Here is a 23888-nt window from a genome sequence, read left to right as displayed (position 1 = left end):
TTATCAAGTGCCGAGGACAGCCGACCACGAGCAGCGCCGCCGCCAGATCGCCGCGGCCGTCTGCGAACTCATCTCCGACCAGGGCCTGGACGCCGTCACCGTCGCCCGCACGGCCGCCGCCGCGGGCATCTCGGTCGGCCTGGTGCAGCACTACTTCCGCACCAAGGACGAGATGCTGCTGCACGCGTTCGACCACGTCGGCGCGTCCATCCGGGCCAGGGTCGACCAGCGGATCCAGGCCGGCATCGAGCACCGGCGCCCCATCGCCGGAGTCCTCGCGGAGGCGCTGGCCGAGTTCCTGCCGCTGGACGCCGTGCGCCGCACCGAGTTCCGCGTCACCAAGGCGTTCGCCGGGCGTGCGCTCGACGCCCCCGCCCTTGCCGAGGTCGACGCCGCGACCGCGCGGGCCGTGCGCGCCGACCTCGCGCGGGCCGTCCACAACGGCAAGGAGTGCGGCGAAGTCGAACCGGACGCCGACCCGGAGACCGCCGCCGTCCGCCTCTTGGCCGTCACCGAGGGCCTCGCCCTGCAGATCCACCGCGCTGCCGCCACCGACGAACTCGCCCTGTCGGTCCTGGACATCGAACTCGCCGCCACGTTCACCGGCCAATGCCGCCAGTACAAGAACCCCTAGCCCCGGACGGGCCGAAGCTGCTGGGGAGCCGGGCGAGGACAAGGACTTGGTCAGGGACGAGGCGCCGCCTGGAAGGAGCGGGAGAATGACCGAATCGTGGAGGCTGGACGACGGTGAGGCCATCGGCCCTGACGCGGCGATCGATGAGCTGCGCGCGAGGATCGAGAAGGGGACGCTTGAATCCTGGCTGACCAGCTCGTCCGGGAGGCTGCTCGCCGTCGTCAGCAATACCCGGCGGGCGATGGTCATGCTGCTCGACGGCGAAGGCGACCCCGGCGAGCACGCGCTGGCCCCCGGAGCGGACGGCTGGAGCGGCGGCTTCGTCCTGTCCAACGGCCAGGATGACGAATACCCCGATGAGGACACGGTTCCGCTGGCGGAGGCATTCCGTATCGTCCGGCACATCCTCGCCCGGGACACCCCGCCGGAGGACGCGCCCTGGAAGATCGACCGCTGACACCCGCGCCGGTCTCCGCCGATCTATGGCGCCGGCTGCGAGCGGCCCACCCCGCCTCGGGGCTCTGGCCGCTGCTGCTCGTGCCCCGCACGCTCGGAACGCGGGCGCCGCCTGGATGGCGGGGGACGTCCTCCCGGCGTCGGCGGCGGAGATCGACCGGTGTGACCCGGCCGAGTTCATGCGGGCGGAGTGGGACGAGTGGGCCGCCGACGGAGAGGGCGAAGAGGAGATCTTCGAGGTCCTAGAACCCTTCGGCCGGACGCGCGGGCGTGAGTGTGTTCGGGCTGGTCGCGGGGACAAGGGGGTGTGGCTCGCTGGGTGCTGCACGTCGATCTCGACCAGTTCATCGCCGCCGTCGAGGTGCTGCGGCGGCCTGAGCTTCGGGGGCGGCCGGTCGTCGTCGGCGGGGACGGCGATCCGGCGAAGCGCGGCGTCGTCAGCACGGCCTCCTACGAGGCGCGCGAGTACGGCGTGCACTCCGGGCTGCCGCTCCGGACGGCGGCGCGGCGGTGCCCGGACGCGATCTTCCTGCCGGTGGACCGGGACGTCTACGAGGCCGCCTCGCAGCGGGTGATGGACGCGCTGCGGAGCCTCGGCGTGGTGGTCGAGGTCCTGGGCTGGGACGAGGCGTTCCTGGCCGTCGACGGCGACGATCCCGAGGCCGTGGCGGAGGAGGCCCGCGACCGGGTGCGCGCGGCGACGGGGCTCGAATGCTCGGTGGGCATCGGGCAGAACAAGCTCCAGGCGAAGCTGGCGACCGGCTTCGGCAAGCCGGCCGGGGTCTTCCGGCTCACCGCGGACACGTGGTTCGAGGTGCTCGGCGACCGGCCGACCGACGCGCTGTGGGGGATCGGCGCGAAGACCGCCAAGCGGCTCAGGGGCCTCGGCGTCGCCACGGTCGCCGACCTCGCCGCGGCCGATCCGGGCGTCCTCGCCGCAGAGGTCGGCCCCGCGACCGGGCCGTGGCTGGTCAGGCTGGCCCAGGGCCGGGACGGGTCGGCGGTGAGCGACGCGCCCCGTGTCTCGCGGTCGTGCGGCCGGGAGACCACGTTCCAACACGATCTGGACGATTGGGACGACGTAAGCCGCGAAGTGTCCCGCCTGGCCCGGCGGGTCGCCGGCGACGTCGCCGAGGACGGGAGGGACGTCGTCCGGGTCGTCGTCAAGGTCCGGTACGCGCCGTTCACGACGCGGACCCGCGGCCGGACGCTGGAGGCGCCGACGGCCGAGCCGCACCGGATCGAGCAGGCCGCGCTCGCCGCGCTCGACTCGTTCACGGCGCGGCGGCCGGTGCGGCTCCTGGGCGTCCGCGCCGAGTTCCCCCGCTGAATCGAGGGTTGCATGCCTGACCTGCGGCGAAACGCCATCTTTTACCTCTTTGTCGGGTTTTGTGGTCTTGGGGGCCGGGGATGAACGCTCGCGTTGCCAGCTGTACGCGACGGGGGAGAAGCAGATGAAGAGGGTCATGACCGGGGCACTGATCGCCGCCGTCGTCGGTATCGGGGGAGTGGGCGGCGGCGCGGCCGTCGCCCAGGCGTCCCCGGACCAGAGCGCGCGCCAGGACTGCCGCACCTACTCCAGCGTCACCGAGTGCGGGCAGCCCAAGCTCAACGAGAAGCAGCAGGCGTGCGTGAACGCGGCCGTCCAGCAGGGCATGACCGAACGCCGCGCCACGGTGGAGTGCCACGCCTTCGCCTGAGCCCGCCGCACATAACGAACGCGCATAACGAACGGCGCATGCCGAAGGGGCCCGTCCCATCCCGGACGGGCCCCTTCGGCGTGCCGGACGCACCGGTGGCGTCGGTGCCCGGCCGGCAGCCCGGTCAGCCGGCCTTGGCCCCCGGCGGCGGTGCGGTGAGCGCGTAGATCAACAGCACGCACAGTGCGATGGTCAGCACCGACCAGAGCGGAAAGGCGAGCAGGAACGCCAGATGCCCGATGGCGGCGACGACCGCGAAGAAGACCCCGGTCGCGCGAGCCCACATCTTCCCCGACAGGATCGCCGCGCCGACCGCGATCTGGACGATCCCCATGATCAGCCAGATCCAGCCCCACGTCGTGTAGTCGAAGACGAGGATCTGGTTCTGGCCGACGAGGTAGTAGCTGTCCCGGAACAGCCCCACCAGGCCGTCGATGACGTTGAACGCCCCGATCACCATTGCGAGCGTGCCGGCGAAGGCCAGCCATCCCGAGGTCCGGGGCCGCCCCCGCGTCATGGGCGATGCGGTCTTGGTCGTCATGTGATCCCTCCCATCGGCCGGACGATGCCGACCTGGTGACCGGAGGGTGCCCTCCAGCCCAGAGGTCGCAAACCGAGATCAATCGGCTCTTAACTCGCTATTGACGGAGATCTGGAGCATCACGAAGAACTCGTCCGTGTGGAACGGGCTCCGCGCGGGGAGACTCGGTTCTCGCAGGAAGCTCCGGCCGCCGGTCAGGTGAACGGAAGGGGGCGGCGAGGGACGGGGGACGACTGGAGGATCGAGGTCGTCGTCCGGGCGTAGGGGGTGAAGCGGTCGAGGATCGGCTCCAGTTCCTCGACCCTGCGCAGGTGGGCGAGGAAGAAGAAGCAGTCGTCGCCCGTGATGCGGTGGCACTCGGTGATCTCCGGGACCTCGTCCGCGATCTTGGGGATGCGGCTCAGCTCCCGCGGATTCGGCCTCACCCGGACGAGGATCGTGATCGGGAAGCCGAGCGCGACCGGATCGACGGTCGCGTGGTAGCCGGTGATGACGCCGGTCTCCTCAAGGCGCTGGACGCGTTCGGCGACGGCCGGGGCGGACAGGCTGACACGGCGGCCCAGCTCGGCGAGCGACGCGCGGCCGTCCCGCTGCAGCTCGGTGACGATCTGAAGGTCGATCGCGTCGAGCGGCTTGGGTTCGTAGGCGCGACCGGGCCGACCACTTCGCTTCGCCATTCCCCCAACTTAGGCATCGGCCGACCATACGGCCATGTCCTTGCCACCCTGGTCCTACTTCGCCGGAAGCGCGGTGTTCCACTACCTGGGGCCGTCCTTCGCCGTCCTGCTGTTCTCCAGAGTCGGACCACTGGGGGTGGCCGGGATACGCATCTGGAGCGCCGTTGTGGTGTTCGTGCTGTGGCGCAGGCCCTGGCGGACGTTCAACGGCGACGGGTGGCGGACGATCGTCATCTGGGGCGCCGTGCTCGCGACCATGAACGCGTCCTTCTACATGGCGATCGCGCGGCTGCCCCTGGCGACGGTCGCCGCCATCGAGTTCCTGCCCGTCATCGCTCTGGCCGCCCTGGGAGTACGGACGGGACGCAACCTGGTCGCCCTGGCGGCGGCCGTCGGCGGCGTGTACGTGCTGACGGAAGTGCGGTTCGAAGGAGAGCCACTGGGGTTCGTCTTCGCGTTCGCCAATGCCGCGCTCTTCGCACTGTACGTGGTGGTGGCGCACAGGGCCGCGCGCTCTGATGCGGGCGGCATCGACGGGCTGGCCATGGCGATGGTCGCGGCCACCGTGTTCGTCCTTCCCATCGGGGGCATGCAGGCCGTACCGGTGCTGGACGACCCGGCGGTGCTCGCCGCGGGGATCGGCGTTGGCATCACGTCGTCCGTCATCCCCTACGTGTGCGATCAGTTGGCCATGGCGCGGCTCAGCAGGGCGACGTACGCGCTGATGGTCTCGCTGCTGCCGGCGACGGCCACCGTGACCGGGCTGCTGGTGCTGCGGCAGGTACCGACGGCGGCGGAGGCGGCCGGAGTGGGGCTGGTGATCGCCGGAGTGGCGGTGCACCGTGGCGAGAGCTGAGCATGCCGGAGGGCCCGTCCGCCCGGACGGGCCCTCCGTAGTGCGTGGTCGGTTCTCCCGGACCGCCGTCAGTTCCCCTGAACGTCGGTCCATTCGGCGATCTCGAACGCCTGGTAGGCGGCCAGCTCGCCCGGACGATGGAACCGGTCGGGCATGTCCCCCGCCTTCAGCGAGCGCGGTCCCCCGCGGTCCCCCGGCGGGAGCTTCAGGCTGCCGTGCGGCGGGGTGGCCACGAGGTCCCGGATGGCCAGCAGCGAGCCGCCGGCGGGATCGACGATGAACTGGCGCCGGTAGGTGCCGAGCTGCTTAGGCGCGGTGTACAGGCCGAGCGGCGTGGTCGTGTCCAGCGGCAGCGACACGACATGTCCAGCTGGACCGTGCCGCCTCCGCCCTCGGGGTTCGGGACGCTGACCCAGCCGGGCGACCCCGCCGCCTGCCACTTCTGCCTGTCCTGCGCGGTGAGGGGGACGTCGGCCATTTCGAGATGGGCCGACTTCCGGCGGCCGTCGAGGCCGGTCCACGCCTCGTTCCCCTGCCGCGAGTCCACCTTGTAGTGGTTCGCGGCGCTCTTGCCGACCGCGAAGATCTCGCCCATGACGGTCTTGGTGTGCCAGTACCGTCCGGCGGGCGCCTTCTGGGCGTTGGTCGCGGCGACCAGCAGCACATTGCCGGTGACGATGGTCTGCTGCCCGTGCGGGGCCGGAGCGCGGTCCTCTCCGGGCCACAGGGTGACGACGCCGACGGTTCCGGCCGCGACGGCGGTGGCCGTCGCCGTGGCCAGCAGCGGCGTCCTGAGGCCGCGCCGGCGACGTTCCCGGGGACGTTCCGCCGGACGTTCCAGCGGGCCGTGCCGCCAGTCGGTGCGCAGAGCGAGGCGCTCGGGGCTCTCCTCTTCGACATGCGCGTCTCCTGCCGGTGGTGCCGCGCGATCAGGTTGGCGGCGATGCCCCACAGCCAGGCGCCGAACTCACGGCGGCCGTCGAACCTCGCCCGCTGCCGGAACGCGGTCGCGAACGCCTCCGACACCAGGTCGTCCGCGAGGGCCGGCCCGAGACGCCGCTTGATGTAGGCGTGCAGCCGCGGCGCGTGCCGGCGGAACAGCTCGCCGAACGCTTCGGGATCGTCCAGCGACGCGGCGACGATCTGGGCATCGTCGTCCAGATCGCTCTCGGCACGGCTCACCCCGTGCATGCGCGAGTCTTCATGGAGTGCTTCTCCGGGGGGCCTAGAGGATGCTGACACCTTCCTCTATCCCGAAGCCCGCACCCCGGTTGCGGCCTCCGCGCTCGGGGAGGGTGCGGAAGTCGCCCAGCAGGGGTGGTGATACGCGGGCCGGCACGGCACCGTGGAGTGGTTGAGAGGAGTTGCCCATGCAACAGGTAAGGCTCGGCACCACGGGACTGAAGGTTTCACGGATCTGCCTCGGGATGATGAGCTACGGCGACCCCGCTGTCCGGAAGTGGGCGCTCGATGAGGATGCGGCGGAGCCGATCGTCCGGCGGGCCGTGGACGGCGGCGTGACGTTCTTCGACACCGCCGACATGTACTCGGCGGGGGCCAGTGAGGAGATCACCGGACGACTCCTGCCGAAGCTCTTCGCCCGGCGGGACGACTACGTCCTGGCCACCAAGGTCTGCATGCCGATGGGGGACGGGCCCAACGACCGGGGACTGTCGCGCAAGCACGTCCTGGCGGGCGTCGACGACTCGCTGCGGCGGCTCGGCACCGACTACGTCGACCTCTACCAGATCCACCGCTGGGACTACGAGACGCCCATCGAAGAGACCATGGAGGCCCTGCACGACGTGGTGAAGTCGGGCAAGGCGCGGTACATCGGCGCGTCCAGCATGTACGCGTGGCAGTTCGCCAAGGCGCAGCACGTCGCGGAGAAGCACGGCTGGACGAAGTTCGTGTCCATGCAGAACCACTACAACCTCGTCTACAGAGAAGAGGAGCGGGAGATGAACCCGCTCTGCATCGACCAGGGCGTGGGGCTCATCCCGTGGAGTCCGCTGGCGCGCGGACTGCTCGCGGGCAATAGGGAGCGGGGCGGTGAGCGCAAGACCGTCCGGTCCCAGAACGACGCGTTCGGGGACGGGCTGTACACCGACGCCGACTTCGACGTCGTCGACGCCGTGCGCGAGGTCGCCGGCGAGCGCGGCGTGTCGGCGGCGCAGGTAGCGCTCGCCTGGCTGCTCGGACGCCCAGGGGTGACCGCGCCGATCGTCGGAGCGACGAAACTCACTCATATGGAGGACGCGATCGCCGCCGAGAGCCTGGACCTGGACGAGAAGGAGGTCGCGCGTCTGGAGGCCCCGTACCGTCCGCACACGGTCGTCGGACACTCCTGACGGGCCACGGGCGCGGACACCCCCATACGGAACGTACGGGGGATGTCCGGCGTCTATCAGGGGGTGGTGATTTGCGATCCCCCGGGCGATCGGGGCAGGCTGTGGACGAGAACGCCCACGCATGGCAGGACCGCCACGTGGTGACATGGTTGAAAGTTCGGAGGCGGCGTTATGCGCCGCGCGCCTCCGGGCTTCCGGGACTGAGGAGCCCCGGGACGACGGCGCTGAAGGAGCCCGACGATGACCGAGAACGACGGTACGCAGGGTCCGCAGCGGCCGTTGCCGGAGGACGAGGGGCAGCCCGGCCCGGCGGAGGGCCAGGAGCCCCCCGCGCGGCCGCTGGGGGACCGCACCGTGGTGTTCGGGGCTCCGCAGCTCGGCGGCCAGGCCGGTCAGGCCGGCCCGGCGGGCGCGCAGCCGCCCGAGCCGCGCGAGGACGAGCGTCCCGCGCCGCCTCCGCCGCCGCCCACGATGGTCGAGCAGCCGATGCAGCAGTTCGGCGAGCAGCCTCCGCCTCCGCCCCCGCAGCCCTACGGCGGCCCGCAGGAGCAGCAGCAGTACGGGCAGCCGCAGCCCGGCTACGGCCAGCCGCAGGCACCGGGCGGGTTCACGCCCCCGCAGGACCCGCAGCAGTACGTGCCGCCGGGGGAGCAGCAGCAGTACGGCCAGCCCCAGCCCGGCTACGGCCAGCCGCAGTACGGCCAGCAGCCGCCGCAGCAGCCCGGGTACCCGCAGCAGCCGATGCACGGTGCCCCGCAGGAGCAGTACGGGCAGCAGCCCCCGCAGTACGGCGGCCGGCAGCCCGGCGGGTTCCCGCCGCCCGAGCCCGCTGAGCAGGCCCCCCGGCAGCCGGGCCCGCAGGACGCCGTCGGCGACCGCACGGTGATCGTGCCCGGCCCCGGTGCCGGCGCGCCCGAGCCGGAGCAGCCGCAGCGGCCCGCGATCGACGACCAGGCGACGCTGCACTGGTCGCCGGGCACCGACGTGCCGGTCGCCACCGGCCCCGAGCGCCGGCAGGACCCGCCCGCCGAGCCGTGGCAGGCGCCGACACCGCCGTCCACCCCCGAGCCGTGGACGCCCGAGGCGCCGCAGCCGGGCCAGGCTCAGCCGGGTCAGCCCGCGCAGGGCCAGGTCGACCACGAGCGGACCATGATGGTGCCGCCGCCCGAGTCGGGCTTCGGCGCGGGTTCGCACTCGTCCGGTGCCTCGCCGTCGGTGGACGACCTGTACGGCCCGCCCGCCGAGAGCGGTGTCGAGGACGCCCGTCCGACCGAGGCGTTCGACCCGTCCAAGTCCCAGGGGCGGCACGCCGCCGAGACGCCCGCCGCGGCCGACAGCACCCGGCTCGACATCGGCCAGCAGCAGTGGGGACAGCAGCAGCCGCAGGCCCCGCAGCAGCAGCCCGGCCAGCAGTACGGCCAGCAGCAGCAGGCGTACGGCCAGCCCGGCGAGCAGCAGCAGGGCTACGGCCAGCCGCCCGGCGAGCAGCAGCGCGGGTTCGGCCAGCCGGAGCAGTACGGCCAGCAGTACGGCCAGCAGCAGGGCTACGGCCAGCAGGCCCAGTACGACCAGCAGGGCCAGGGGCAGGGCCAGCAGTACGGTCAGCAGCCCTACGGCCAGCCCGGCCAGTACGGCCAGCAGGGGCAGTCCGCCCAGTACGGCGGCCAGCAGCCCGGCTACGGGGCCGGGGCCGAGGAGGGCAAGGGCGGCAAGAACATGCTCTGGCTCGTCGTCGGCGGCGTCGCCGTGGTCGTGATCCTCGTGGTCGTGGTAGTGGCGTTCCTCATGTAGCGGACACCGCGGCCCTGTTCCTCGGGAACCGGGCCGCGGCCACCGCAGCAACGCCCCCGCCCCCACCGAACGGCCGGCGGCGCGCCGCCACCCGGGCCCGGCCGCGAACGCATCGGTTGCGAGCCCGCCGGCGGCGAGACGTAAAAGTTGGTCCACATCTTCCCCAGCAGCGGGGATGTGGGACACAATGCCGAGGGGTGCCCCTCGCGGACCCCGAGACCCCCGCGCCCGAGACCGCGCCCCAGCCCGGCACGCGAGCCCGGGAACACCCGTCGGCGCTCTGTCGTTGACCACTGCGGGGACAAGGGTCCCCACCGCTCCCCGGCTTGCGCCGGAGGGGGCGCGCACGGTAATGCGCTCCCCGTTTTGCACTTTGCCGTGCGGGTCGGTAATCTCTTCACTTGCGCCCGCTCTGCGGGCCACTGTGCGTGCGCGTCGGCGAGGCCGGTTGGCCAGCCCCAGCGCCGTATCTACTCCCCGGCTTGATTCGGCCCTGAGACGGGCCGGGCGGTCTGTGTCGGTTTCGCGCGGGTGTATTTCCGTGAGCTGGCGACACGCCCGACCGCGGGGGTCGGAGAGGTCGGGAAACCGGCAGGTCACAGCCTCGCCTGAGGTGGTGATTGCAGCAATAAGACTTACCAGCTCGGTACGAGGAAGACGGAGACGCGGTGCCCACGATCCAGCAGCTGGTCCGAAAGGGCCGCCAGGACAAGGTGACCAAGAACAAGACGCCCGCGCTCAAGGGCAGCCCCCAGCGCCGGGGAGTCTGCACGCGCGTCTACACGACGACGCCCAAGAAGCCGAACTCCGCGCTTCGCAAGGTCGCCCGTGTCCGGCTGACGAGCGGGATCGAGGTCACGGCCTACATCCCCGGCGTCGGTCACAACCTGCAGGAGCACTCGATCGTGCTCGTGCGCGGCGGCCGTGTGAAGGACCTCCCGGGCGTTCGGTACAAGATCATCCGCGGGGCGCTCGACACCCAGGGCGTGCGGAACCGCAAGCAAGGGCGCAGCCACTACGGTGCGAAGAAGGAGAAGAGCTGATGCCGCGCAAGGGCCCTGCTGGCAAGCGCCAGTTGATCGCTGACCCGGTGTACAACTCGCCGCTGGTCACTTCGCTCATCAACAAGATTCTCCTGGACGGCAAGCGCTCGATCGCGCAGAGCATCGTCTACGACGCTCTCGAGGGCGCCCGCGAGAAGACCGGCAACGACCCGGTCGTCACGCTGAAGCGCGCGCTCGACAACGTGAAGCCGACCCTGGAGGTCCGCAGCCGCCGCGTCGGTGGCGCGACCTACCAGGTCCCCGTCGAGGTGCGGCCGGCCCGCAGCACCACGCTCGCCCTGCGCTGGCTGGTGGTGTACGCCCGGCAGCGCCGCGAGAAGACCATGACCGAGCGGCTGATGAACGAGCTGCTCGACGCCAGCAACGGTCTTGGCGCGTCTGTCAAGAAGCGCGAGGACACGCACAAGATGGCGGAGTCCAACAAGGCTTTCGCCCACTACCGCTGGTAACCCCGGCGAACTGCAACGACGAGACGACGCGAGGACGACAGTGGCTACCAAAACCGGTGTGGACCTGGCCAAGGTCCGCAACATCGGGATCATGGCCCATATCGACGCGGGCAAGACCACGACGACCGAGCGCATCCTCTACTACACGGGGATGAGCTACAAGATCGGTGAGACCCACGAAGGCTCCGCCACCATGGACTGGATGGAGCAGGAGCAGGAACGGGGTATCACGATCACGTCGGCGGCCACGACCTGCCACTGGGCCGTGGACGAGACCGATCACACGATCAACATCATCGACACCCCCGGGCACGTCGACTTCACCGTCGAGGTGGAGCGCAACCTCCGGGTGCTGGACGGTGCGGTCGCGGTGTTCGACGGCGTCGCGGGCGTGGAGCCCCAGTCCGAGACGGTGTGGCGCCAGGCCGACCGCTACGACGTGCCCCGCATGTGCTTCGTCAACAAGATGGACCGGGTCGGCGCGGAGTTCCACCGCTGCGTCGACATGATCGAGAACCGGCTGAACGCGACGCCGCTCGCGCTGCAGCTGCCGATCGGCGCCGAGGCCGACTTCAAGGGCGTCATCGACCTGGTCAACATGAAGGCCCTCGTCTGGAACGAGGAGGCCAAGCTCGGCGAGATGTACGACACGCTCGACATCCCCGAGTCGCACGCCGACACGGCCCGCGAGTGGCGCGACAAGCTCATCGAGACGCTGGCCGAGAACGACGACGAGATCATGGAGCTGTACCTGGAGGGCGAGGAGCCCACCGTGCAGCAGCTCCACGACGGCATCCGCCGGGCGACGGTCGGCGCGAAGCTCACCCCGGTCATGTGCGGGACGGCCTTCAAGAACAAGGGCGTGCAGCCGCTGCTGGACGGGATCGTCCGCTACCTGCCCTCCCCGCTGGACGTCGAGGCCATCGAGGGCCACGCCGTCCGCGACGAGGAGAAGGTGCTCAAGCGGCTGCCGAGCGAGGACGAGCCGTTCTCCGCTCTCGCCTTCAAGATCGCCAGCGACCCGCACCTGGGCAAGCTGACGTTCGTGCGCATCTACTCCGGTGTGCTGGAGTCCGGCACCGCGGTGATGAACTCGGTGAAGGAGCGCAAGGAGCGCATCGGCAAGATCTACCGGATGCACGCCAACAAGCGCACCGAGATCGAGCGCGCGGGCGCCGGCGACATCGTCGCGGTGATGGGCCTCAAGCAGACCACCACCGGTGAGACGCTGTCCGACGACAAGGACCCCATCGTCCTGGAGTCGATGAACTTCCCGGCGCCGGTGATCCACGTCGCGATCGAGCCGAAGACCAAGGCCGACCAGCAGAAGCTGGGCACCGCGATCCAGCGGCTGGCCGAGGAGGACCCGTCCTTCCAGGTTCGCACCGAGGAGGACACCGGCCAGACCGTCATCTCCGGCATGGGCGAGCTCCACCTGGAGATCCTCGTCGACCGGATGAAGCGCGAGTTCAAGGTCGAGGCCAACGTCGGCAAGCCGCAGGTGGCCTACCGGGAGACGATCACCCGCAAGGTCGAGAAGGTCGAGTACACCCACAAGAAGCAGACGGGTGGCTCCGGCCAGTTCGGCCGAGTGATCATCGACCTGGAGCCGCTCGGCGGCGGGTCCGACGGCTACGAGTTCGAGAACAAGGTCACCGGTGGCCGCATCCCGCGGGAGTACATCCCGTCCGTGGACGCGGGCTGCCAGGAGGCCGCCGACTTCGGTGTCCTGGCCGGCTACCCGATGGTGGGGGTCAAGGTCACTCTGCGAGACGGCGCCTACCACGAGGTCGACTCGTCGGAGATGGCGTTCAAGGTCGCCGGTTCCATGGCGTTCAAGGAGGCCGCCCGCAAGGCGTCCCCCACGCTGCTGGAGCCGATGATGGCGGTCGAGGTCACCACGCCCGAGGAGAACATGGGCGATGTGATCGGCGACCTCAACAGCCGCCGCGGTCAGGTCCAGTCCATGGACGAGCGGCACGGCATGCGCGTCATCAAGTCGCTGGTGCCGCTGTCGGAGATGTTCGGCTACGTGGGTGATCTGCGCAGCAAGACCCAGGGCCGGGCTGTTTTCACGATGCAGTTCGACTCCTATGCCGAGGTTCCCGGGAACGTCGCGCAGGAGATCATCGCCAAGGCGCGGGGCGAATAAGCACCCGGCCTGCCCACAGATCACCAGGACGTACATCGAAGCGGTCGTCTAGACGGCCGAGGATCGCAACAAGGAGCAACCAGTGGCGAAGGCCAAGTTCGAGCGGACGAAGCCGCACGTGAACATCGGCACCATTGGACACATCGACCACGGTAAGACCACGCTTACCGCGGCGATCACCAAGGTGCTTCACGACAAGTACCCGGACCTCAACCCCTTCACGCCGTTCGAGGACATCGACAAGGCGCCGGAGGAGCGCGAGCGCGGCATCACGATCTCGATCTCGCACGTCGAGTACCAGACCGAGGCCCGCCACTACGCGCACGTCGACTGCCCCGGGCACGCCGACTACATCAAGAACATGATCACCGGTGCGGCGCAGATGGACGGCGCCATCCTGGTGGTCGCCGCCACCGACGGCCCGATGCCGCAGACCAAGGAGCACGTGCTCCTGGCCCGCCAGGTCGGCGTCCCCTACATCGTCGTCGCGCTGAACAAGTGCGACATGGTGGACGACGAGGAGATCCTGGAGCTCGTCGAGCTCGAGGTCCGCGAGCTCCTGTCGGAGTACGAGTTCCCGGGCGACGACGTCCCGGTCATCCGCGTCTCCGCCTACCAGGCGCTGCAGGGCGACGAGAAGTGGGCCGAGTCCATCGCCGAGCTCATGGCCGCCGTCGACGAGAACGTGCCGGAGCCGGTGCGCGACACCGAGAAGCCGTTCCTGATGCCGATCGAGGACGTCTTCTCGATCACCGGCCGCGGCACCGTCGTGACCGGCCGCATCGAGCGCGGTGTCGTCAACGTCAACGAGACCGTCGACATCATCGGCATCAAGCCGGAGTCCACCACGACCACCGTCACCGGTGTCGAGATGTTCCGCAAGCTGCTCGACCAGGGCCAGGCGGGCGACAACGTCGGCCTGCTCCTGCGCGGCATCAAGCGCGAGGACGTCGAGCGCGGCCAGTGCGTCATCAAGCCGGGCACGAACACCCCGCACACCGAGTTCGAGGCGCAGGTCTACATCCTGTCCAAGGACGAGGGCGGCCGCCACACGCCGTTCTTCAACAACTACCGTCCGCAGTTCTACTTCCGGACCACGGACGTCACCGGAGTGGTGTACCTCCCCGAGGGCACCGAGATGGTCATGCCGGGCGACAACACCGAGATGCGCGTCGAGCTGATCCAGCCCGTCGCCATGGAGGAGGGCCTCAAGTTCGCCATCCGCGAGGGTGGCCGGACGGTCGGCGCCGGTCGCGTCACCAAGGTCATCAAGTAGCACCTCTCGTCACGCGGCGGCCCGGCCGCTGGGACTCCCCAAGCCGGGCCGCCGCGTCACGACCATGAAGTAAACAGCGGCACTACAGCAAAGGACACCGAGGCCACCATGGCGGGACAGAAGATCCGCATCCGGCTCAAGGCCTACGACCACGAGGTCATCGACACCTCCGCGAAGAAGATCGTTGAGACGGTGACGCGGACGGGCGCCAAGGTCGCGGGCCCGGTGCCGCTGCCGACCGAGAAGAACGTGTACTGCGTCATCCGCTCGCCGCACAAGTACAAGGACAGCCGCGAGCACTTCGAGATGCGCACGCACAAGCGGTTGATCGACATCATCGACCCGACGCCCAAGACGGTCGACTCGCTGATGCGACTCGACCTTCCGGCCGGCGTTGACATCGAGATCAAGCTCTGAGGGACGCACCGAGAATGAGTACGCAGAGGAAGGGCGTCCTGGGCGAGAAGCTCGGCATGACCCAGGTCTTCGACGATGAGGGCCGGATGGTTCCGGTAACCGTCGTCCAGGCCGGGCCGTGTGTCGTCACCCAGCTCAAGAACCAGGAGAAGGACGGCTACGGCGCCGTCCAGATCGGGTTCGGGCAGATCGACCCGCGCAAGGTGAACAAGCCGCGCACGGGTCACTTCGAGAAGGCCGGCGTGACGCCGCGCCGCTACCTCGTCGAACTGCGGGCCGACGACACCACCGGGTACGAACTCGGCCAGGAGATCACCGCCGACGTCTTCGAGGCCGGCCAGAAGATCGACGTCACCGGGACGAGCAAGGGCAAGGGCACCGCCGGTGTCATGAAGCGCCACGGGTTCAAGGGCCTCAGCGCTTCGCACGGCACGCAGCGCAAGCACCGCTCCCCGGGCTCGATCGGCGGCTGCGCGACCCCCGGTCGCGTCTTCAAGGGCCTCCGCATGGCGGGACGGCACGGCAACGCCCGTACCACCGTGCAGAACCTGACCGTCCACGCCATCGACGCGGAGAAGAACCTGCTGCTCATCAAGGGCGCGGTTCCCGGTCCCAACGGCGGCGTGGTGCTGGTCCGCGACGCAGTGAAGGGGACGGGCAAGTGACTTCGAAGCTCGACATCGAACTGCCCGCCGAGGTCTTCGACGCGAAGACCAGCGTGCCGCTGATCCACCAGGTCGTGGTGGCGCAGCTGGCCGCGGCGCGCCAGGGCTCGCACGCCACCAAGACCCGCGGCGACGTCCGCGGCGGTGGCAAGAAGCCGTACCGGCAGAAGGGCACCGGCCGCGCCCGCCAGGGCTCGATCCGCGCGCCCCAGTTCGCCGGCGGCGGCATCGTGCACGGCCCGCAGCCGCGGGACTACGCGCAGAAGACGCCCAAGAAGATGAAGGCGGCCGCGCTCCGCGGCGCCCTGTCCGACCGCGCGCGGTTCGGCCGGGTGCACGTCGTGGACGGCCTCCTGGAGGGCGACACCCCGAAGACGAAGACGGCGCTGAAGGCCCTGCGCGAGGTCACCGAGGCCAAGCGCGTCCTCCTGGTCCTGGACCGCGAGGACGAGCTCACCTGGAAGAGCCTGCGCAACGAGCCGAGCGTGCACGTTCTCGTCTCCGACCAGCTCAACACCTACGACGTGCTGGTGAACGACGACGTGGTCTTCACGAAGGCCGCGTACGACGAGTTCATCTCGCGCGCGGCGAAGAAGTAAGGAGGGTCGCACATGAACAAGATCGCCGACCCCCGCGACGTCATCATCGCGCCGGTCGTCTCGGAGAAGAGCTACGGCCTGCTGGACGAGAACAAGTACACCTTCGTCGTCCGCACGGACGCCAACAAGACGCAGATCAAGCAGGCCGTCGAGAAGGTGTTCGGCGTCAAGGTCACGAACGTGAACACGCTCAACCGGCAGGGCAAGCGCAAGCGCACCCGGTTCGGTTACGGCAAGCGCAAGGACACCAAGCGCGCCATCGTCAGCCTGGCCGAGGGCGAGCGGATCGACATCTTCGGCGGCCCGGCCTAGGCCGGCGCCGGAGCAGATTAAGGGATGAACGAAAAAGATGGGCATCCGTAACTACAAGCCGACGACTCCAGGGCGTCGCGGCTCCAGCGTGGCCGACTTCGTCGAGGTCACGCGCGATGAGCCGGAGAAGTCGCTGCTGCGTCCGCTCCCCAAGAAGGGCGGCCGGAACAACCACGGCCGCATCACCACCCGGCACCAGGGCGGCGGGCACAAGCGCGCCTACCGCCTGATCGACTTCCGCCGGCACGACAAGGACGGCGTGCCGGCCAAGGTCGCGCACATCGAGTACGACCCGAACCGCACCGCGCGGATCGCGCTGCTGCACTACGTGGACGGCGAGAAGCGCTACATCCTCGCCCCGCGCGGCCTGAAGCAGGGCGACCGGGTGGAGAGCGGCCCGGGCTCGGACATCAAGCCGGGCAACTGCCTGGAGCTGCGCAACATCCCGACCGGTACGGTCGTGCACGCCATCGAGCTCCGCCCCGGCGGCGGCGCCAAGATCGCCCGCAGCGCGGGCGCCGGCGTGCAGTTGCTGGCCAAGGAGGGCAAGTACGCCACGCTGCGCATGCCGTCCGGCGAGATGCGGATGGTGGACGTGCGCTGCCGCGCGACGGTCGGCGAGGTCGGCAACGCCGAGCAGTCGAACATCAACTGGGGCAAGGCCGGCCGGATGCGGTGGAAGGGCAAGCGCCCGACCGTCCGCGGTGTCGCCATGAACCCGATCGACCACCCGCACGGTGGTGGTGAGGGCAAGACCTCCGGTGGCCGCCACCCGGTGAACCCCGCCGGCAAGAAGGAAGGCCGCACTCGCCAGGCGAACAAGTCGAGCGACCGGCTGATCGTCCGTCGTCGCAGCAAGAAGAAGCGGTAGGAGTCGCTCGTCATGCCACGTAGCCTTAAGAAGGGCCCGTTCGTGGACGACCACCTGATGAAGAAGGTGGACGTCCAGAACGAGAAGGGCACCAAGAACGTCATCAAGACGTGGTCGCGGCGCTCCATGATCGTGCCGGACATGATCGGTCACACGATCGCCGTGCACGACGGCCGCAAGCACGTCCCGGTGTTCATCACCGACGCGATGGTGGGGCACAAGCTCGGCGAGTTCGCGCCGACGCGCACGTTCCGCAGCCACGTCAAGGAAGACCGCCGCAGCCGCCGAGGCTGAGCAGGCAGAGCAGTAGATCGTACGGAGAGGAACAGCGATGGAAGCCAGGGCCCAGGCGCGGTACATCCGCGTCACGCCCAGGAAGGCCCGCCGCGTGGTGGACCTCATCCGCGGCCTGCCTGCCGCGGAGGCTCAGGCGGTGCTGCGGTTCGCCCCACAGGCCGCGAGTGAGCCGGTGGGCAAGGTGCTGGCGAGTGCCATCGCCAACGCCGAGCACAACTTCAAGCTCGACTCGGACACGCTCGTCGTGAGCCGTGCGTGGGTGGACGAGGGGCCGACGCTCAAGCGTTTCCGTCCCCGCGCCCAGGGCCGGGCTTACCGCATCAACAAGCGCACGAGCCACATCACCGTGGTCGTGGAGTCGCGGGACGACGCCGTCGCGGCGTCGGGCGGCGGTAAGAAGACGAGGAGGGCCCGGTAGTGGGTCAGAAGATCAACCCGCACGGGTTCCGGCTCGGCATCACCACCGACCACAAGTCCGTGTGGTTCGCCGACAAGCTCTACAAGGACTACGTCAAGGAAGACGTCCAGATCCGGCGCATGCTGCAGAAGGGCATGGACCGGGCGGGCATCTCCAAGGTGGAGATCGAGCGGACCCGTGACCGTGTCGAGGTCAACATCCACACCGCCCGGCCGGGCATCGTCATCGGCCGTCGCGGCGCGGAGGCCGAGCGCCTGCGCGGCGACCTGGAGAAGCTGACCGGCAAGCAGGTCCGGCTGAACATCCTCGAGGTGAAGAACCCCGAGATCGACGCGCAGCTCGTCGCGCAGGGCGTGGCCGAGCAGCTGTCCAGCCGGGTCGCGTTCCGCCGCGCCATGCGCAAGGCGATCCAGTCCGCGATGAAGTCGGGCGCCAAGGGCATCAAGGTGCAGTGCGGCGGCCGTCTCGGCGGCGCCGAGATGTCGCGGTCGGAGTTCTACCGCGAGGGCCAGGTCCCGCTGCACACGCTGCGCGCCGACATCGACTACGGCTTCTACGAGGCCCGGACGACGTTCGGCCGCATCGGCGTCAAGGTGTGGATCTACAAGGGCGAGGCCGCGGCGACGCGCGCCGAGCGCGAGCAGAAGGCCGCGCAGCAGCGCGCCGCGGGCGGCGGCGGTGGCCGTGAGCGCCGCGGTGGCGGCGGTGGCGGCGAGCGCCGCGGCGGCGGCGGCCGCGGTGGCCGTGGCGGACGCGGCGGCGAGCGCGGTGGCGCCCGCGGCGGCGAGGCCCGCGGCGGCGGCGAGCAGAAGCAGCAGCAGGTTTCCGAGCAGCCGGCCCCGGCGGCCGAGGCTGCTCCGCAGGGTGAGGGGAGCTGAGTAACCGATGCTGATCCCTCGCAAGGTCAAGCACCGCAAGCAGCACCACCCGAGGCGCCGTGGCATGGCCAAGGGCGGTACGAGGGTGACGTTCGGCGAGTACGGCATCCAGGCCGTCGAGTCCGCGTACGTGACGAACCGGCAGATCGAGGCCGCGCGTATCGCGATGACGCGGCACATCAAGCGCGGCGGCAAGGTCTGGATCAACATCTTCCCGGACCGTCCGCTGACCAAGAAGCCGGCCGAGACCCGCATGGGTTCCGGCAAGGGCTCCGTGGAGTGGTGGGTGGCCAACGTGAAGCCGGGCCGCGTGCTCTTCGAGATCTCCTACCCGGACGAGCGGATCGCCCGGGAGGCCCTTACTCGCGCGATCCACAAGCTCCCCATGAAGTGCAAGATCGTTAAGCGAGAGGTGGGTGAGTCCTGATGGCCAAGGGTCTTGCCGCCGACGACCTGCGGACCGAGCCCGAGGACGTCCTGGTCACCAAGCTCAAGGAAGCCAAGGAGGAGCTGTTCAACCTCCGCTTCCAGGCCGCCACCGGCCAGCTTGAGAGCCACGGGCGGCTGCGCACCGTCAAGCGCGAGATCGCCCGCATCTACACGGTGATGCGGGAGCGCGAGCTCGGCATCGTCACGGTCGCCGACGACGCCGCGGAGGGCAACGAATGACCGAGCAGCAGACGGAGAAGCGGACCAGCCGCAAGGTGCTGGAGGGCCTCGTGGTCAGCGACAAGATGGACAAGACCGTGGTCGTGTCCGTCGAGGACCGCGTGACCCACCGCCGGTACCACAAGGTGATCCGCCGCACCAAGAACTACAAGGCGCACGACGAGGGCAACGAGTGCGGCGTGGGCGACCGCGTCCGGCTCATGGAGACCCGACCGCTGTCGGCCACCAAGCGGTGGCGCGTGGTGGAGATCCTCGAGAAGGCCAAGTAGGCCCGCGGGGCGCGAGCCCCGCAATGTACATGACTGGTTCCACCAGGCTGGCCGGACGAGGTCCGGTGCAGAACCGGTGTGACGAACAGGAGTTGACGTGATCCAGCAGGAGTCGCGACTCAAGGTCGCCGACAACACGGGTGCGAAGGAGATCCTTTGCATCCGGGTTCTCGGCGGCTCGGGTCGGCGCTACGCGGGAGTCGGCGACATCATCGTCGCGACGGTGAAGGACGCCCTTCCCGGCGCGGGCGTGAAGAAGGGTGACGTCGTCAAGGCGGTCGTCGTGCGCACCCGCAAGGAGCGCCGGCGCCCGGACGGCTCCTACATCCGCTTCGACGAGAACGCCGCCGTTCTGATCAAGGACGGCGGAGACCCCCGCGGCACCCGTATCTTCGGCCCGGTGGGCCGTGAACTGCGCGAGAAGAAGTTCATGCGCATCATCTCGCTCGCGCCGGAGGTGCTCTGATGAAGATCCGCAAGGGGGACGAGGTCATCGTCCTCGCCGGCAAGGACAAGGGCGCGACGGGCAAGGTCCTGCGCGTCGACCCGCGCGCGGAGCGCGTCGTCGTCGAGGGCGTCAACCTCATCACCAAGAACATCAAGGCCGACCAGCAGCGTGCCGGCAAGGAGAGCGGCCGCGTCACGGTCGAGGCGCCGCTGCACGTCAGCAACGTCGCGATCGTCGAGGACGGCAAGCCGGTCCGGGTCGGTTACCGCACCGACGACGACGGCACGAAGGTCCGGATCTCGCGCCGTAGCGGTAAGGAGATCTGAACCGATGACCGAGACCGTCACCGAGCGCCCCGTCCCGACCCCGCGCCTCAAGGTCCGCTACCGCGAGGAGATCGCGGGCAAGATGCGCGAGCAGTTCGGCTACGCCAACGTCATGCAGACCCCCTCGCTGACCAAGATCGTGGTCAACATGGGCGTCGGCGACGCGGCCAAGGACGCCAAGCTGATCGAGGGCGCCGTCCGCGACCTGTCGCTGATCACCGGCCAGAAGCCGGCGGTCAACCGGGCCCGCAAGTCCATCGCGCAGTTCAAGCTGCGCGAGGGCATGCCGATCGGCGCGCACGCCACGCTGCGCGGCGACCGCATGTGGGAGTTCCTGGACCGGCTGCTCGCCACGGCGCTGCCCCGCATCCGCGACTTCCGCGGCCTGTCGCCGAAGCAGTTCGACGGCAACGGCAACTACACCTTCGGGCTGACCGAGCAGGTCATGTTCCACGAGGTGGACCCGGACAAGGTCGACCGGACCCGGGGCATGGACATCACGGTCGTGACGACCGCGAAGACCGACGACGAGGGCCGGGCGCTGCTCAAGCTCCTGGGCTTCCCCTTCAAGGAGAGCTGAGCACGATATGGCGAAGAAGTCGCTGATCGCCAAGGCGGCGCGGAAGCCGAAGTTCGGCGTGCGCGCGTACACTCGGTGCTCGCGCTGCGGGCGCCCGCGTTCCGTCTACCGGAAGTTCGGCCTGTGCCGCGTGTGCTTCCGCGAGATGGCGCACCGCGGCGAGCTGCCCGGCATCACGAAGTCCAGCTGGTGACCGCCTCCCCTGGGGCCTCCGGTCCCGGGGGACGGTACACCGGCCTGTAATAACCAACCGGGCGCCCGCGAGGGCGCCCACGACCGCGCCAAAGGTCCACGGGACGCATCACCCCGAGGAAACCGTGGCGAGGGAGGGCCAGTAGGCCATGACGATGACCGACCCGATCGCAGACATGCTGACGCGTCTGCGGAACGCGAATTCGGCGTACCACGACTCCGTGGCGATGCCGTACTCGAAGATCAAGGCGCACATCGCCGAGATCCTCCAGCAGGAGGGCTACATCTCGGGCTGGAGCGTGCAGGACGCCAAGGTCGGCAAGGAGCTCATGATCGAGCTGAAGTTCGGCCCGACCCGCGAGCGTTCGATCGCCGGCATCAAGCGCGTCTCGAAGCCGGGTCTGCGCGTGTACGCGAAGAAGGACAACCTGCCGAGGGTCCTGGGCGGACTGGGCGTCGCGATCATCTCGACGTCCTCCGGACTGATGACCGACCGTCAGGCGGGCAAGCGCGGCGTGGGCGGGGAAGTCCTCGCCTACGTCTGGTGAGGGGAGGTACCTAAAAAATGTCTCGCATCGGACGTCTCCCCATCACCGTGCCCAGCGGCGTCGAGGTCAGCCTCGACGGCCGGGAGGTCACCGTCAAGGGGCCGAAGGGCACGCTGTCGCACACCGTCGCCGAGCCCATCGAGGTCAGCCAGGAGGACGGCAGGATCGTCGTCTCCCGGCCGAACGACATGAACAAGGTCCGCGGCCTGCACGGGCTCACCCGGACGCTGATCAACAACATGGTCGTCGGGGTCACCGACGGCTACAAGAAGACCCTGGTCATCCAGGGCGTCGGCTACCGGGTGGTGGCCAAGGGCCAGAACGTCGAGTTCTCGCTCGGCTACAGCCACCCGATCCCGTTCGACGCGCCGGAGGGCATCAAGCTCACCGTCGAGCGGCCGACGCAGCTGACGGTCGAGGGCATCGACAAGCAGCTCGTCGGCGAGATCGCCGCCCGCATCCGCAAGCTGCGCAAGCCCGACCCGTACAAGGGCAAGGGCGTGCGCTATGAAGGCGAGCAGATCCGGCGCAAGGTCGGAAAGGCTGGCAAGTGATGCGGGGGCGCAGATCCGCCGCTGTGTTTCCGAGTGTCGGAAAGGCTGGTAAGTAGTCATGGCAGGCACCAAGACCCTGGCCGCGAAGGCCACGTCGGCGCGGGCCAAGTCCCGCAAGCGCCGGCACCTGCGGGTCCGGAAGAAGGTCGTGGGCAGCGCCGCGCGGCCTCGCCTGGTCGTGACCCGCTCCAGCAGGCACGTGTTCGTCCAGGTCATCGACGACGACAAGGGCCACACGCTGGCCAGCGCGTCGACGATGGAGGCGGACCTGCGCGCCGACGCCGGCGACAAGACGGCCAAGTCCCGCAAGGTCGGCGAGCTCGTCGCCGAGCGGGCCAAGCAGGCCGGCGTCCACGCGGTCGTGTTCGACCGCGGCGGCAACAAGTACCACGGCCGCATCGCCGCTGTCGCGGACGGTGCGCGCGAAGGGGGCCTCGAGCTCTGATGGCCCTGAACCAGAACGAGAGGAACCACTGATGGCAGCGCAGAGGCGTGGCGGCGGTCAGGGTGGCGACCGTCGCGACCGCCGCGACGACCGCCGCGGTGGCGCCGACAAGGGCCAGTCGTACATCGAGAAGGTCGTGGCGATCAACCGTGTCGCCAAGGTCGTCAAGGGCGGGCGGCGCTTCAGCTTCACCGCTCTGGTGATCGTCGGTGACGGCAACGGCACCGTCGGCGTCGGCTACGGCAAGGCCAAGGAGGTGCCCGCGGCGATCGCCAAGGGTGTCGAAGAGGCCAAGAAGCACTTCTTCAAGGTGCCGCGGATCCAGGGCACCATCCCGCACCTGGTGCAGGCGCGGGACGCGGCGGGCGAGGTCCTGCTGCGTCCGGCCAGCCCCGGTACCGGCGTCATCGCCGGTGGCCCGGTGCGCGCCGTCCTGGAGGCCGCCGGCATCCACGACGTGCTGAGCAAGTCGCTGGGCAGCGACAACGCCATCAACATCGTGCACGCCACGATCGCGGGGCTGAAGTCGCTGAAGCGTCCGGAGGAGATCGCGGCCAAGCGCGGCCTGCCGATCGAGGACGTCGCCCCGGCGGCCATGCTGCGCGCGCGCGCCGCGGGCTCCGAGCCCAGGGCGGAGGCCGCGTCGTCGTGAGCAACCTGAAGATCACGCAGACCAAGTCCGTGATCAGTGAGAAGCAGAACCAGCGTGACACGCTGCGCACCCTCGGCCTGAAGAAGATCGGGCAGAGCGTGGTCCGCGAGGACCGCCCCGAGGTGCTCGGCATGATCCGGACGGTGGCGCACCTGGTCACCGTCGAGGAGGTCGACTGACATGGCGGCTGATCTCGGTAAGGACACCTCCGAGGGCACCCCGCTCAAGGTCCACGACCTGCGTCCGGCCCCCGGCGCCAACAAGGCCAAGACCCGCAAGGGCCGCGGCGAGGCGTCCAAGGGCAAGACGGCGGGCCGCGGCACCAAGGGCACCAAGGCACGCAACACCGTTCCCGTCGGGTTCGAGGGCGGCCAGATGCCGCTCATCCGCCGGGTTCCGAAGCTGAAGGGCTTCAAGAACCCGAACCGGGTCGAGTTCCAGGTGGTGAACCTGGACAAGCTCGCCGCGCTCTACCCCGAGGGCGGCGAGGTCACCGCGGACGATCTGGCGGCCCGGGGCGCGGTGCGCAGCGGCCGTCCGGTCAAGGTCCTCGGCACCGGCGAGATCTCCGTCGCGGTCCAGGTGAAGGTGCACGCCTTCTCCGGCGCCGCGAAGGAGAAGATCGCCGCCGCCGGCGGAACCACCGACGAGCTGTAAGAAAGCACACTTCGATGCCGGGGCCGTGCTCGCCTACCGCCCGGGGCCGTGAGGCCGCCGGGAAAGGCGGGGCGGCCCCGGTGTCATCTGCTGTTAGAGTCACACGGGCGAAGGCGACTCGCGTGAGATTGCGCACTTACGCGT

General features: G+C 69.7%; 36 protein-coding genes. 32 read left to right on the top strand and 4 right to left on the bottom strand.

Annotated elements, in window-relative coordinates; translation table 11 throughout:
• Positions 1-7 precede the first annotated feature (7 nt).
• The 4 genes from ABZ806_RS12615 (at position 8) to ABZ806_RS12600 (ending at position 2790) form a co-directional block, all read left to right on the top strand.
• Entirely contained in the window at positions 8-634 is a 627-nt protein-coding gene (locus tag ABZ806_RS12615; RefSeq protein WP_500217007.1) for a TetR/AcrR family transcriptional regulator, read from the top strand.
• A gap of 85 nt (positions 635-719) precedes the next feature.
• Entirely contained in the window at positions 720-1091 is a 372-nt protein-coding gene (locus tag ABZ806_RS12610) for a hypothetical protein (protein ID WP_500217006.1), read from the top strand.
• Between the two features lie 306 nt (positions 1092-1397).
• Positions 1398-2420 carry a DNA polymerase IV gene (locus ABZ806_RS12605; protein ID WP_500217004.1) on the top strand — a complete coding sequence of 341 codons (1023 nt, stop codon included), beginning with the start codon at positions 1398-1400 and terminating at the stop codon, positions 2418-2420.
• 124 nt (positions 2421-2544) lie between these two features.
• Positions 2545-2790, top strand: a complete 246-nt coding sequence (locus ABZ806_RS12600; RefSeq protein WP_500217003.1) for a hypothetical protein — start codon at positions 2545-2547, stop codon at positions 2788-2790.
• Between the two features lie 124 nt (positions 2791-2914).
• Here the strand turns inward: ABZ806_RS12600 and ABZ806_RS12595 are convergent, their stop codons facing one another.
• Together ABZ806_RS12595 and ABZ806_RS12590 are read right to left on the bottom strand one after the other, a co-directional pair.
• Positions 2915-3331, bottom strand: coding sequence for a DUF7144 family membrane protein (locus ABZ806_RS12595; protein WP_500217002.1), 417 nt, complete (start codon positions 3329-3331; stop codon positions 2915-2917).
• Positions 3332-3525: 194 nt separating this feature from the next.
• Positions 3526-4008 carry an Lrp/AsnC family transcriptional regulator gene (locus ABZ806_RS12590; protein WP_500217001.1) on the bottom strand — a complete coding sequence of 161 codons (483 nt, stop codon included), beginning with the start codon at positions 4006-4008 and terminating at the stop codon, positions 3526-3528.
• Positions 4009-4042: 34 nt separating this feature from the next.
• Here ABZ806_RS12590 and ABZ806_RS12585 point away from each other — a divergent pair, with 34 nt between their 5' ends.
• Positions 4043-4864, top strand: a complete 822-nt coding sequence (locus ABZ806_RS12585; RefSeq protein WP_500217000.1) for an EamA family transporter — start codon at positions 4043-4045, stop codon at positions 4862-4864.
• Positions 4865-4932: 68 nt separating this feature from the next.
• Here ABZ806_RS12585 and ABZ806_RS12580 read toward each other — a convergent pair whose 3' ends face one another.
• Complete coding sequence (locus tag ABZ806_RS12580) at positions 4933-5223, bottom strand: hypothetical protein (protein ID WP_500216999.1); 291 nt, start codon at positions 5221-5223, stop codon at positions 4933-4935.
• Positions 5171-6055 (bottom strand): RNA polymerase sigma factor, encoded by an 885-nt coding sequence (locus ABZ806_RS12575; protein ID WP_500216998.1) that lies wholly within the window; start codon positions 6053-6055, stop codon positions 5171-5173. The genes ABZ806_RS12580 and ABZ806_RS12575 overlap by 53 nt, the downstream gene beginning before the upstream one ends.
• Positions 6056-6234: 179 nt before the next feature.
• Here ABZ806_RS12575 and ABZ806_RS12570 point away from each other — a divergent pair, with 179 nt between their 5' ends.
• From ABZ806_RS12570 to rplO, 27 genes are all read left to right on the top strand, one after another.
• Positions 6235-7215, top strand: coding sequence for an aldo/keto reductase (locus tag ABZ806_RS12570; RefSeq protein ID WP_500216997.1), 981 nt, complete (start codon positions 6235-6237; stop codon positions 7213-7215).
• 240 nt (positions 7216-7455) lie between these two features.
• Complete coding sequence (locus ABZ806_RS12565; protein ID WP_500216996.1) at positions 7456-9006, top strand: hypothetical protein; 1551 nt, start codon at positions 7456-7458, stop codon at positions 9004-9006.
• Between the two features lie 668 nt (positions 9007-9674).
• Complete coding sequence (rpsL, locus tag ABZ806_RS12560; RefSeq protein WP_089324469.1) at positions 9675-10049, top strand: 30S ribosomal protein S12; 375 nt, start codon at positions 9675-9677, stop codon at positions 10047-10049.
• Positions 10049-10519, top strand: coding sequence for a 30S ribosomal protein S7 (gene rpsG / locus ABZ806_RS12555; RefSeq protein WP_500216995.1), 471 nt, complete (start codon positions 10049-10051; stop codon positions 10517-10519). The genes rpsL and rpsG overlap by 1 nt, the downstream gene beginning before the upstream one ends.
• A gap of 40 nt (positions 10520-10559) precedes the next feature.
• Positions 10560-12671 (top strand): elongation factor G, encoded by a 2112-nt coding sequence (gene fusA / locus ABZ806_RS12550; protein ID WP_500216994.1) that lies wholly within the window; start codon positions 10560-10562, stop codon positions 12669-12671.
• 82 nt (positions 12672-12753) lie between these two features.
• Entirely contained in the window at positions 12754-13947 is a 1194-nt protein-coding gene (tuf, locus tag ABZ806_RS12545; RefSeq protein ID WP_500216993.1) for an elongation factor Tu, read from the top strand.
• Positions 13948-14055: 108 nt separating this feature from the next.
• The gene (gene rpsJ / locus ABZ806_RS12540; protein ID WP_018657599.1) at positions 14056-14364 is read left to right on the top strand and encodes a 30S ribosomal protein S10; all 309 of its coding nucleotides are present in this window, start codon (positions 14056-14058) and stop codon (positions 14362-14364) included.
• Positions 14365-14378: 14 nt separating this feature from the next.
• On the top strand, positions 14379-15029 hold the full coding sequence (gene rplC / locus ABZ806_RS12535) for a 50S ribosomal protein L3 (RefSeq protein ID WP_500216992.1): 651 nt from the start codon (positions 14379-14381) through the stop codon (positions 15027-15029).
• A complete protein-coding gene (rplD, locus tag ABZ806_RS12530; RefSeq protein ID WP_500216989.1) occupies positions 15026-15628 on the top strand; it encodes a 50S ribosomal protein L4 in 603 nt (200 codons plus the stop codon). The genes rplC and rplD overlap by 4 nt, the downstream gene beginning before the upstream one ends.
• A 12-nt stretch (positions 15629-15640) precedes the next feature.
• On the top strand, positions 15641-15940 hold the full coding sequence (gene rplW, locus ABZ806_RS12525; RefSeq protein WP_500216988.1) for a 50S ribosomal protein L23: 300 nt from the start codon (positions 15641-15643) through the stop codon (positions 15938-15940).
• 37 nt (positions 15941-15977) lie between these two features.
• Complete coding sequence (gene rplB, locus ABZ806_RS12520; RefSeq protein WP_500216987.1) at positions 15978-16811, top strand: 50S ribosomal protein L2; 834 nt, start codon at positions 15978-15980, stop codon at positions 16809-16811.
• Positions 16812-16823: 12 nt separating this feature from the next.
• Complete coding sequence (gene rpsS / locus ABZ806_RS12515) at positions 16824-17105, top strand: 30S ribosomal protein S19 (protein ID WP_067807019.1); 282 nt, start codon at positions 16824-16826, stop codon at positions 17103-17105.
• A 37-nt stretch (positions 17106-17142) separates the two neighbouring features.
• Positions 17143-17526, top strand: a complete 384-nt coding sequence (rplV, locus tag ABZ806_RS12510; RefSeq protein ID WP_131942725.1) for a 50S ribosomal protein L22 — start codon at positions 17143-17145, stop codon at positions 17524-17526.
• Positions 17526-18404 (top strand): 30S ribosomal protein S3, encoded by an 879-nt coding sequence (gene rpsC, locus ABZ806_RS12505; protein WP_500216986.1) that lies wholly within the window; start codon positions 17526-17528, stop codon positions 18402-18404. Before rplV ends, rpsC begins: the two co-directional genes overlap by 1 nt.
• Before the next feature lie 7 nt (positions 18405-18411).
• Entirely contained in the window at positions 18412-18831 is a 420-nt protein-coding gene (gene rplP, locus ABZ806_RS12500; RefSeq protein WP_067629401.1) for a 50S ribosomal protein L16, read from the top strand.
• Positions 18831-19073, top strand: coding sequence for a 50S ribosomal protein L29 (gene rpmC / locus ABZ806_RS12495; RefSeq protein ID WP_500216985.1), 243 nt, complete (start codon positions 18831-18833; stop codon positions 19071-19073). The genes rplP and rpmC overlap by 1 nt, the downstream gene beginning before the upstream one ends.
• Positions 19070-19342, top strand: a complete 273-nt coding sequence (gene rpsQ, locus ABZ806_RS12490; protein ID WP_131942729.1) for a 30S ribosomal protein S17 — start codon at positions 19070-19072, stop codon at positions 19340-19342. Before rpmC ends, rpsQ begins: the two co-directional genes overlap by 4 nt.
• Before the next feature lie 97 nt (positions 19343-19439).
• Entirely contained in the window at positions 19440-19808 is a 369-nt protein-coding gene (gene rplN, locus ABZ806_RS12485) for a 50S ribosomal protein L14 (RefSeq protein WP_021596728.1), read from the top strand.
• A complete protein-coding gene (gene rplX / locus ABZ806_RS12480) occupies positions 19808-20116 on the top strand; it encodes a 50S ribosomal protein L24 (protein ID WP_500216984.1) in 309 nt (102 codons plus the stop codon). The genes rplN and rplX overlap by 1 nt, the downstream gene beginning before the upstream one ends.
• A 4-nt stretch (positions 20117-20120) precedes the next feature.
• Positions 20121-20696, top strand: a complete 576-nt coding sequence (gene rplE / locus ABZ806_RS12475; protein ID WP_500216983.1) for a 50S ribosomal protein L5 — start codon at positions 20121-20123, stop codon at positions 20694-20696.
• A gap of 7 nt (positions 20697-20703) precedes the next feature.
• Entirely contained in the window at positions 20704-20889 is a 186-nt protein-coding gene (locus ABZ806_RS12470) for a type Z 30S ribosomal protein S14 (RefSeq protein ID WP_018657585.1), read from the top strand.
• 148 nt (positions 20890-21037) lie between these two features.
• Positions 21038-21436: a 30S ribosomal protein S8 gene (gene rpsH / locus ABZ806_RS12465; protein ID WP_148347467.1), complete on the top strand. Its 399-nt coding sequence runs from the start codon at positions 21038-21040 to the stop codon at positions 21434-21436.
• A gap of 17 nt (positions 21437-21453) precedes the next feature.
• A complete protein-coding gene (gene rplF, locus ABZ806_RS12460; RefSeq protein WP_500216982.1) occupies positions 21454-21990 on the top strand; it encodes a 50S ribosomal protein L6 in 537 nt (178 codons plus the stop codon).
• Positions 21991-22048: 58 nt separating this feature from the next.
• Positions 22049-22435 carry a 50S ribosomal protein L18 gene (gene rplR, locus ABZ806_RS12455; protein WP_500216981.1) on the top strand — a complete coding sequence of 129 codons (387 nt, stop codon included), beginning with the start codon at positions 22049-22051 and terminating at the stop codon, positions 22433-22435.
• 31 nt (positions 22436-22466) lie between these two features.
• On the top strand, positions 22467-23087 hold the full coding sequence (gene rpsE, locus ABZ806_RS12450; RefSeq protein ID WP_386874519.1) for a 30S ribosomal protein S5: 621 nt from the start codon (positions 22467-22469) through the stop codon (positions 23085-23087).
• Positions 23084-23266 carry a 50S ribosomal protein L30 gene (gene rpmD, locus ABZ806_RS12445; RefSeq protein ID WP_021596720.1) on the top strand — a complete coding sequence of 61 codons (183 nt, stop codon included), beginning with the start codon at positions 23084-23086 and terminating at the stop codon, positions 23264-23266. The genes rpsE and rpmD overlap by 4 nt, the downstream gene beginning before the upstream one ends.
• A gap of 1 nt (position 23267) precedes the next feature.
• Positions 23268-23744, top strand: coding sequence for a 50S ribosomal protein L15 (gene rplO / locus ABZ806_RS12440; protein WP_500216980.1), 477 nt, complete (start codon positions 23268-23270; stop codon positions 23742-23744).
• Positions 23745-23888 lie beyond the last annotated feature (144 nt).

Origin of the sequence: Spirillospora sp. NPDC047418 (genome assembly GCF_040643275.1) — a bacterium.
In the GTDB taxonomy this organism is placed as follows: Bacteria; Actinomycetota; Actinomycetes; order Streptosporangiales; family Streptosporangiaceae; genus Spirillospora.
Note: the sequence above shows the minus strand (reverse complement) of the source record. Positions and strands in the feature narration are given on the sequence as shown.

Bases quoted from the DNA above. Each gene is read 5' to 3' on its own strand.
- rplO (WP_500216980.1), top strand. From the start codon at position 23,268: ATGGCGGCTGATCTCGGTAAGGACACCTCCGAGGGCACCCCGCTCAAG.
- ABZ806_RS12600 (WP_500217003.1), top strand. From the start codon at position 2,545: ATGAAGAGGGTCATGACCGGGGCACTGATCGCCGCCGTCGTCGGTATC.
- rpsJ (WP_018657599.1), top strand. From the start codon at position 14,056: ATGGCGGGACAGAAGATCCGCATCCGGCTCAAGGCCTACGACCACGAG.
- ABZ806_RS12590 (WP_500217001.1), bottom strand. From the start codon at position 4,008: ATGGCGAAGCGAAGTGGTCGGCCCGGTCGCGCCTACGAACCCAAGCCG.
- rplW (WP_500216988.1), top strand. From the start codon at position 15,641: ATGAACAAGATCGCCGACCCCCGCGACGTCATCATCGCGCCGGTCGTC.
- rpsQ (WP_131942729.1), top strand. From the start codon at position 19,070: ATGACCGAGCAGCAGACGGAGAAGCGGACCAGCCGCAAGGTGCTGGAG.
- ABZ806_RS12595 (WP_500217002.1), bottom strand. From the start codon at position 3,331: ATGACGACCAAGACCGCATCGCCCATGACGCGGGGGCGGCCCCGGACC.
- rplB (WP_500216987.1), top strand. From the start codon at position 15,978: ATGGGCATCCGTAACTACAAGCCGACGACTCCAGGGCGTCGCGGCTCC.
- rplC (WP_500216992.1), top strand. From the start codon at position 14,379: ATGAGTACGCAGAGGAAGGGCGTCCTGGGCGAGAAGCTCGGCATGACC.
- rpsE (WP_386874519.1), top strand. From the start codon at position 22,467: ATGGCAGCGCAGAGGCGTGGCGGCGGTCAGGGTGGCGACCGTCGCGAC.
- rpsS (WP_067807019.1), top strand. From the start codon at position 16,824: ATGCCACGTAGCCTTAAGAAGGGCCCGTTCGTGGACGACCACCTGATG.
- rplF (WP_500216982.1), top strand. From the start codon at position 21,454: ATGTCTCGCATCGGACGTCTCCCCATCACCGTGCCCAGCGGCGTCGAG.
- ABZ806_RS12575 (WP_500216998.1), bottom strand. From the start codon at position 6,055: ATGCACGGGGTGAGCCGTGCCGAGAGCGATCTGGACGACGATGCCCAG.
- rplR (WP_500216981.1), top strand. From the start codon at position 22,049: ATGGCAGGCACCAAGACCCTGGCCGCGAAGGCCACGTCGGCGCGGGCC.
- ABZ806_RS12565 (WP_500216996.1), top strand. From the start codon at position 7,456: ATGACCGAGAACGACGGTACGCAGGGTCCGCAGCGGCCGTTGCCGGAG.
- rplE (WP_500216983.1), top strand. From the start codon at position 20,121: ATGACCGAGACCGTCACCGAGCGCCCCGTCCCGACCCCGCGCCTCAAG.
- ABZ806_RS12585 (WP_500217000.1), top strand. From the start codon at position 4,043: ATGTCCTTGCCACCCTGGTCCTACTTCGCCGGAAGCGCGGTGTTCCAC.
- rplX (WP_500216984.1), top strand. From the start codon at position 19,808: ATGAAGATCCGCAAGGGGGACGAGGTCATCGTCCTCGCCGGCAAGGAC.
- rplV (WP_131942725.1), top strand. From the start codon at position 17,143: ATGGAAGCCAGGGCCCAGGCGCGGTACATCCGCGTCACGCCCAGGAAG.
- rpmC (WP_500216985.1), top strand. From the start codon at position 18,831: ATGGCCAAGGGTCTTGCCGCCGACGACCTGCGGACCGAGCCCGAGGAC.
- rpsG (WP_500216995.1), top strand. From the start codon at position 10,049: ATGCCGCGCAAGGGCCCTGCTGGCAAGCGCCAGTTGATCGCTGACCCG.
- ABZ806_RS12570 (WP_500216997.1), top strand. From the start codon at position 6,235: ATGCAACAGGTAAGGCTCGGCACCACGGGACTGAAGGTTTCACGGATC.
- rplP (WP_067629401.1), top strand. From the start codon at position 18,412: ATGCTGATCCCTCGCAAGGTCAAGCACCGCAAGCAGCACCACCCGAGG.
- rpsH (WP_148347467.1), top strand. From the start codon at position 21,038: ATGACGATGACCGACCCGATCGCAGACATGCTGACGCGTCTGCGGAAC.
- ABZ806_RS12470 (WP_018657585.1), top strand. From the start codon at position 20,704: ATGGCGAAGAAGTCGCTGATCGCCAAGGCGGCGCGGAAGCCGAAGTTC.
- ABZ806_RS12610 (WP_500217006.1), top strand. From the start codon at position 720: ATGACCGAATCGTGGAGGCTGGACGACGGTGAGGCCATCGGCCCTGAC.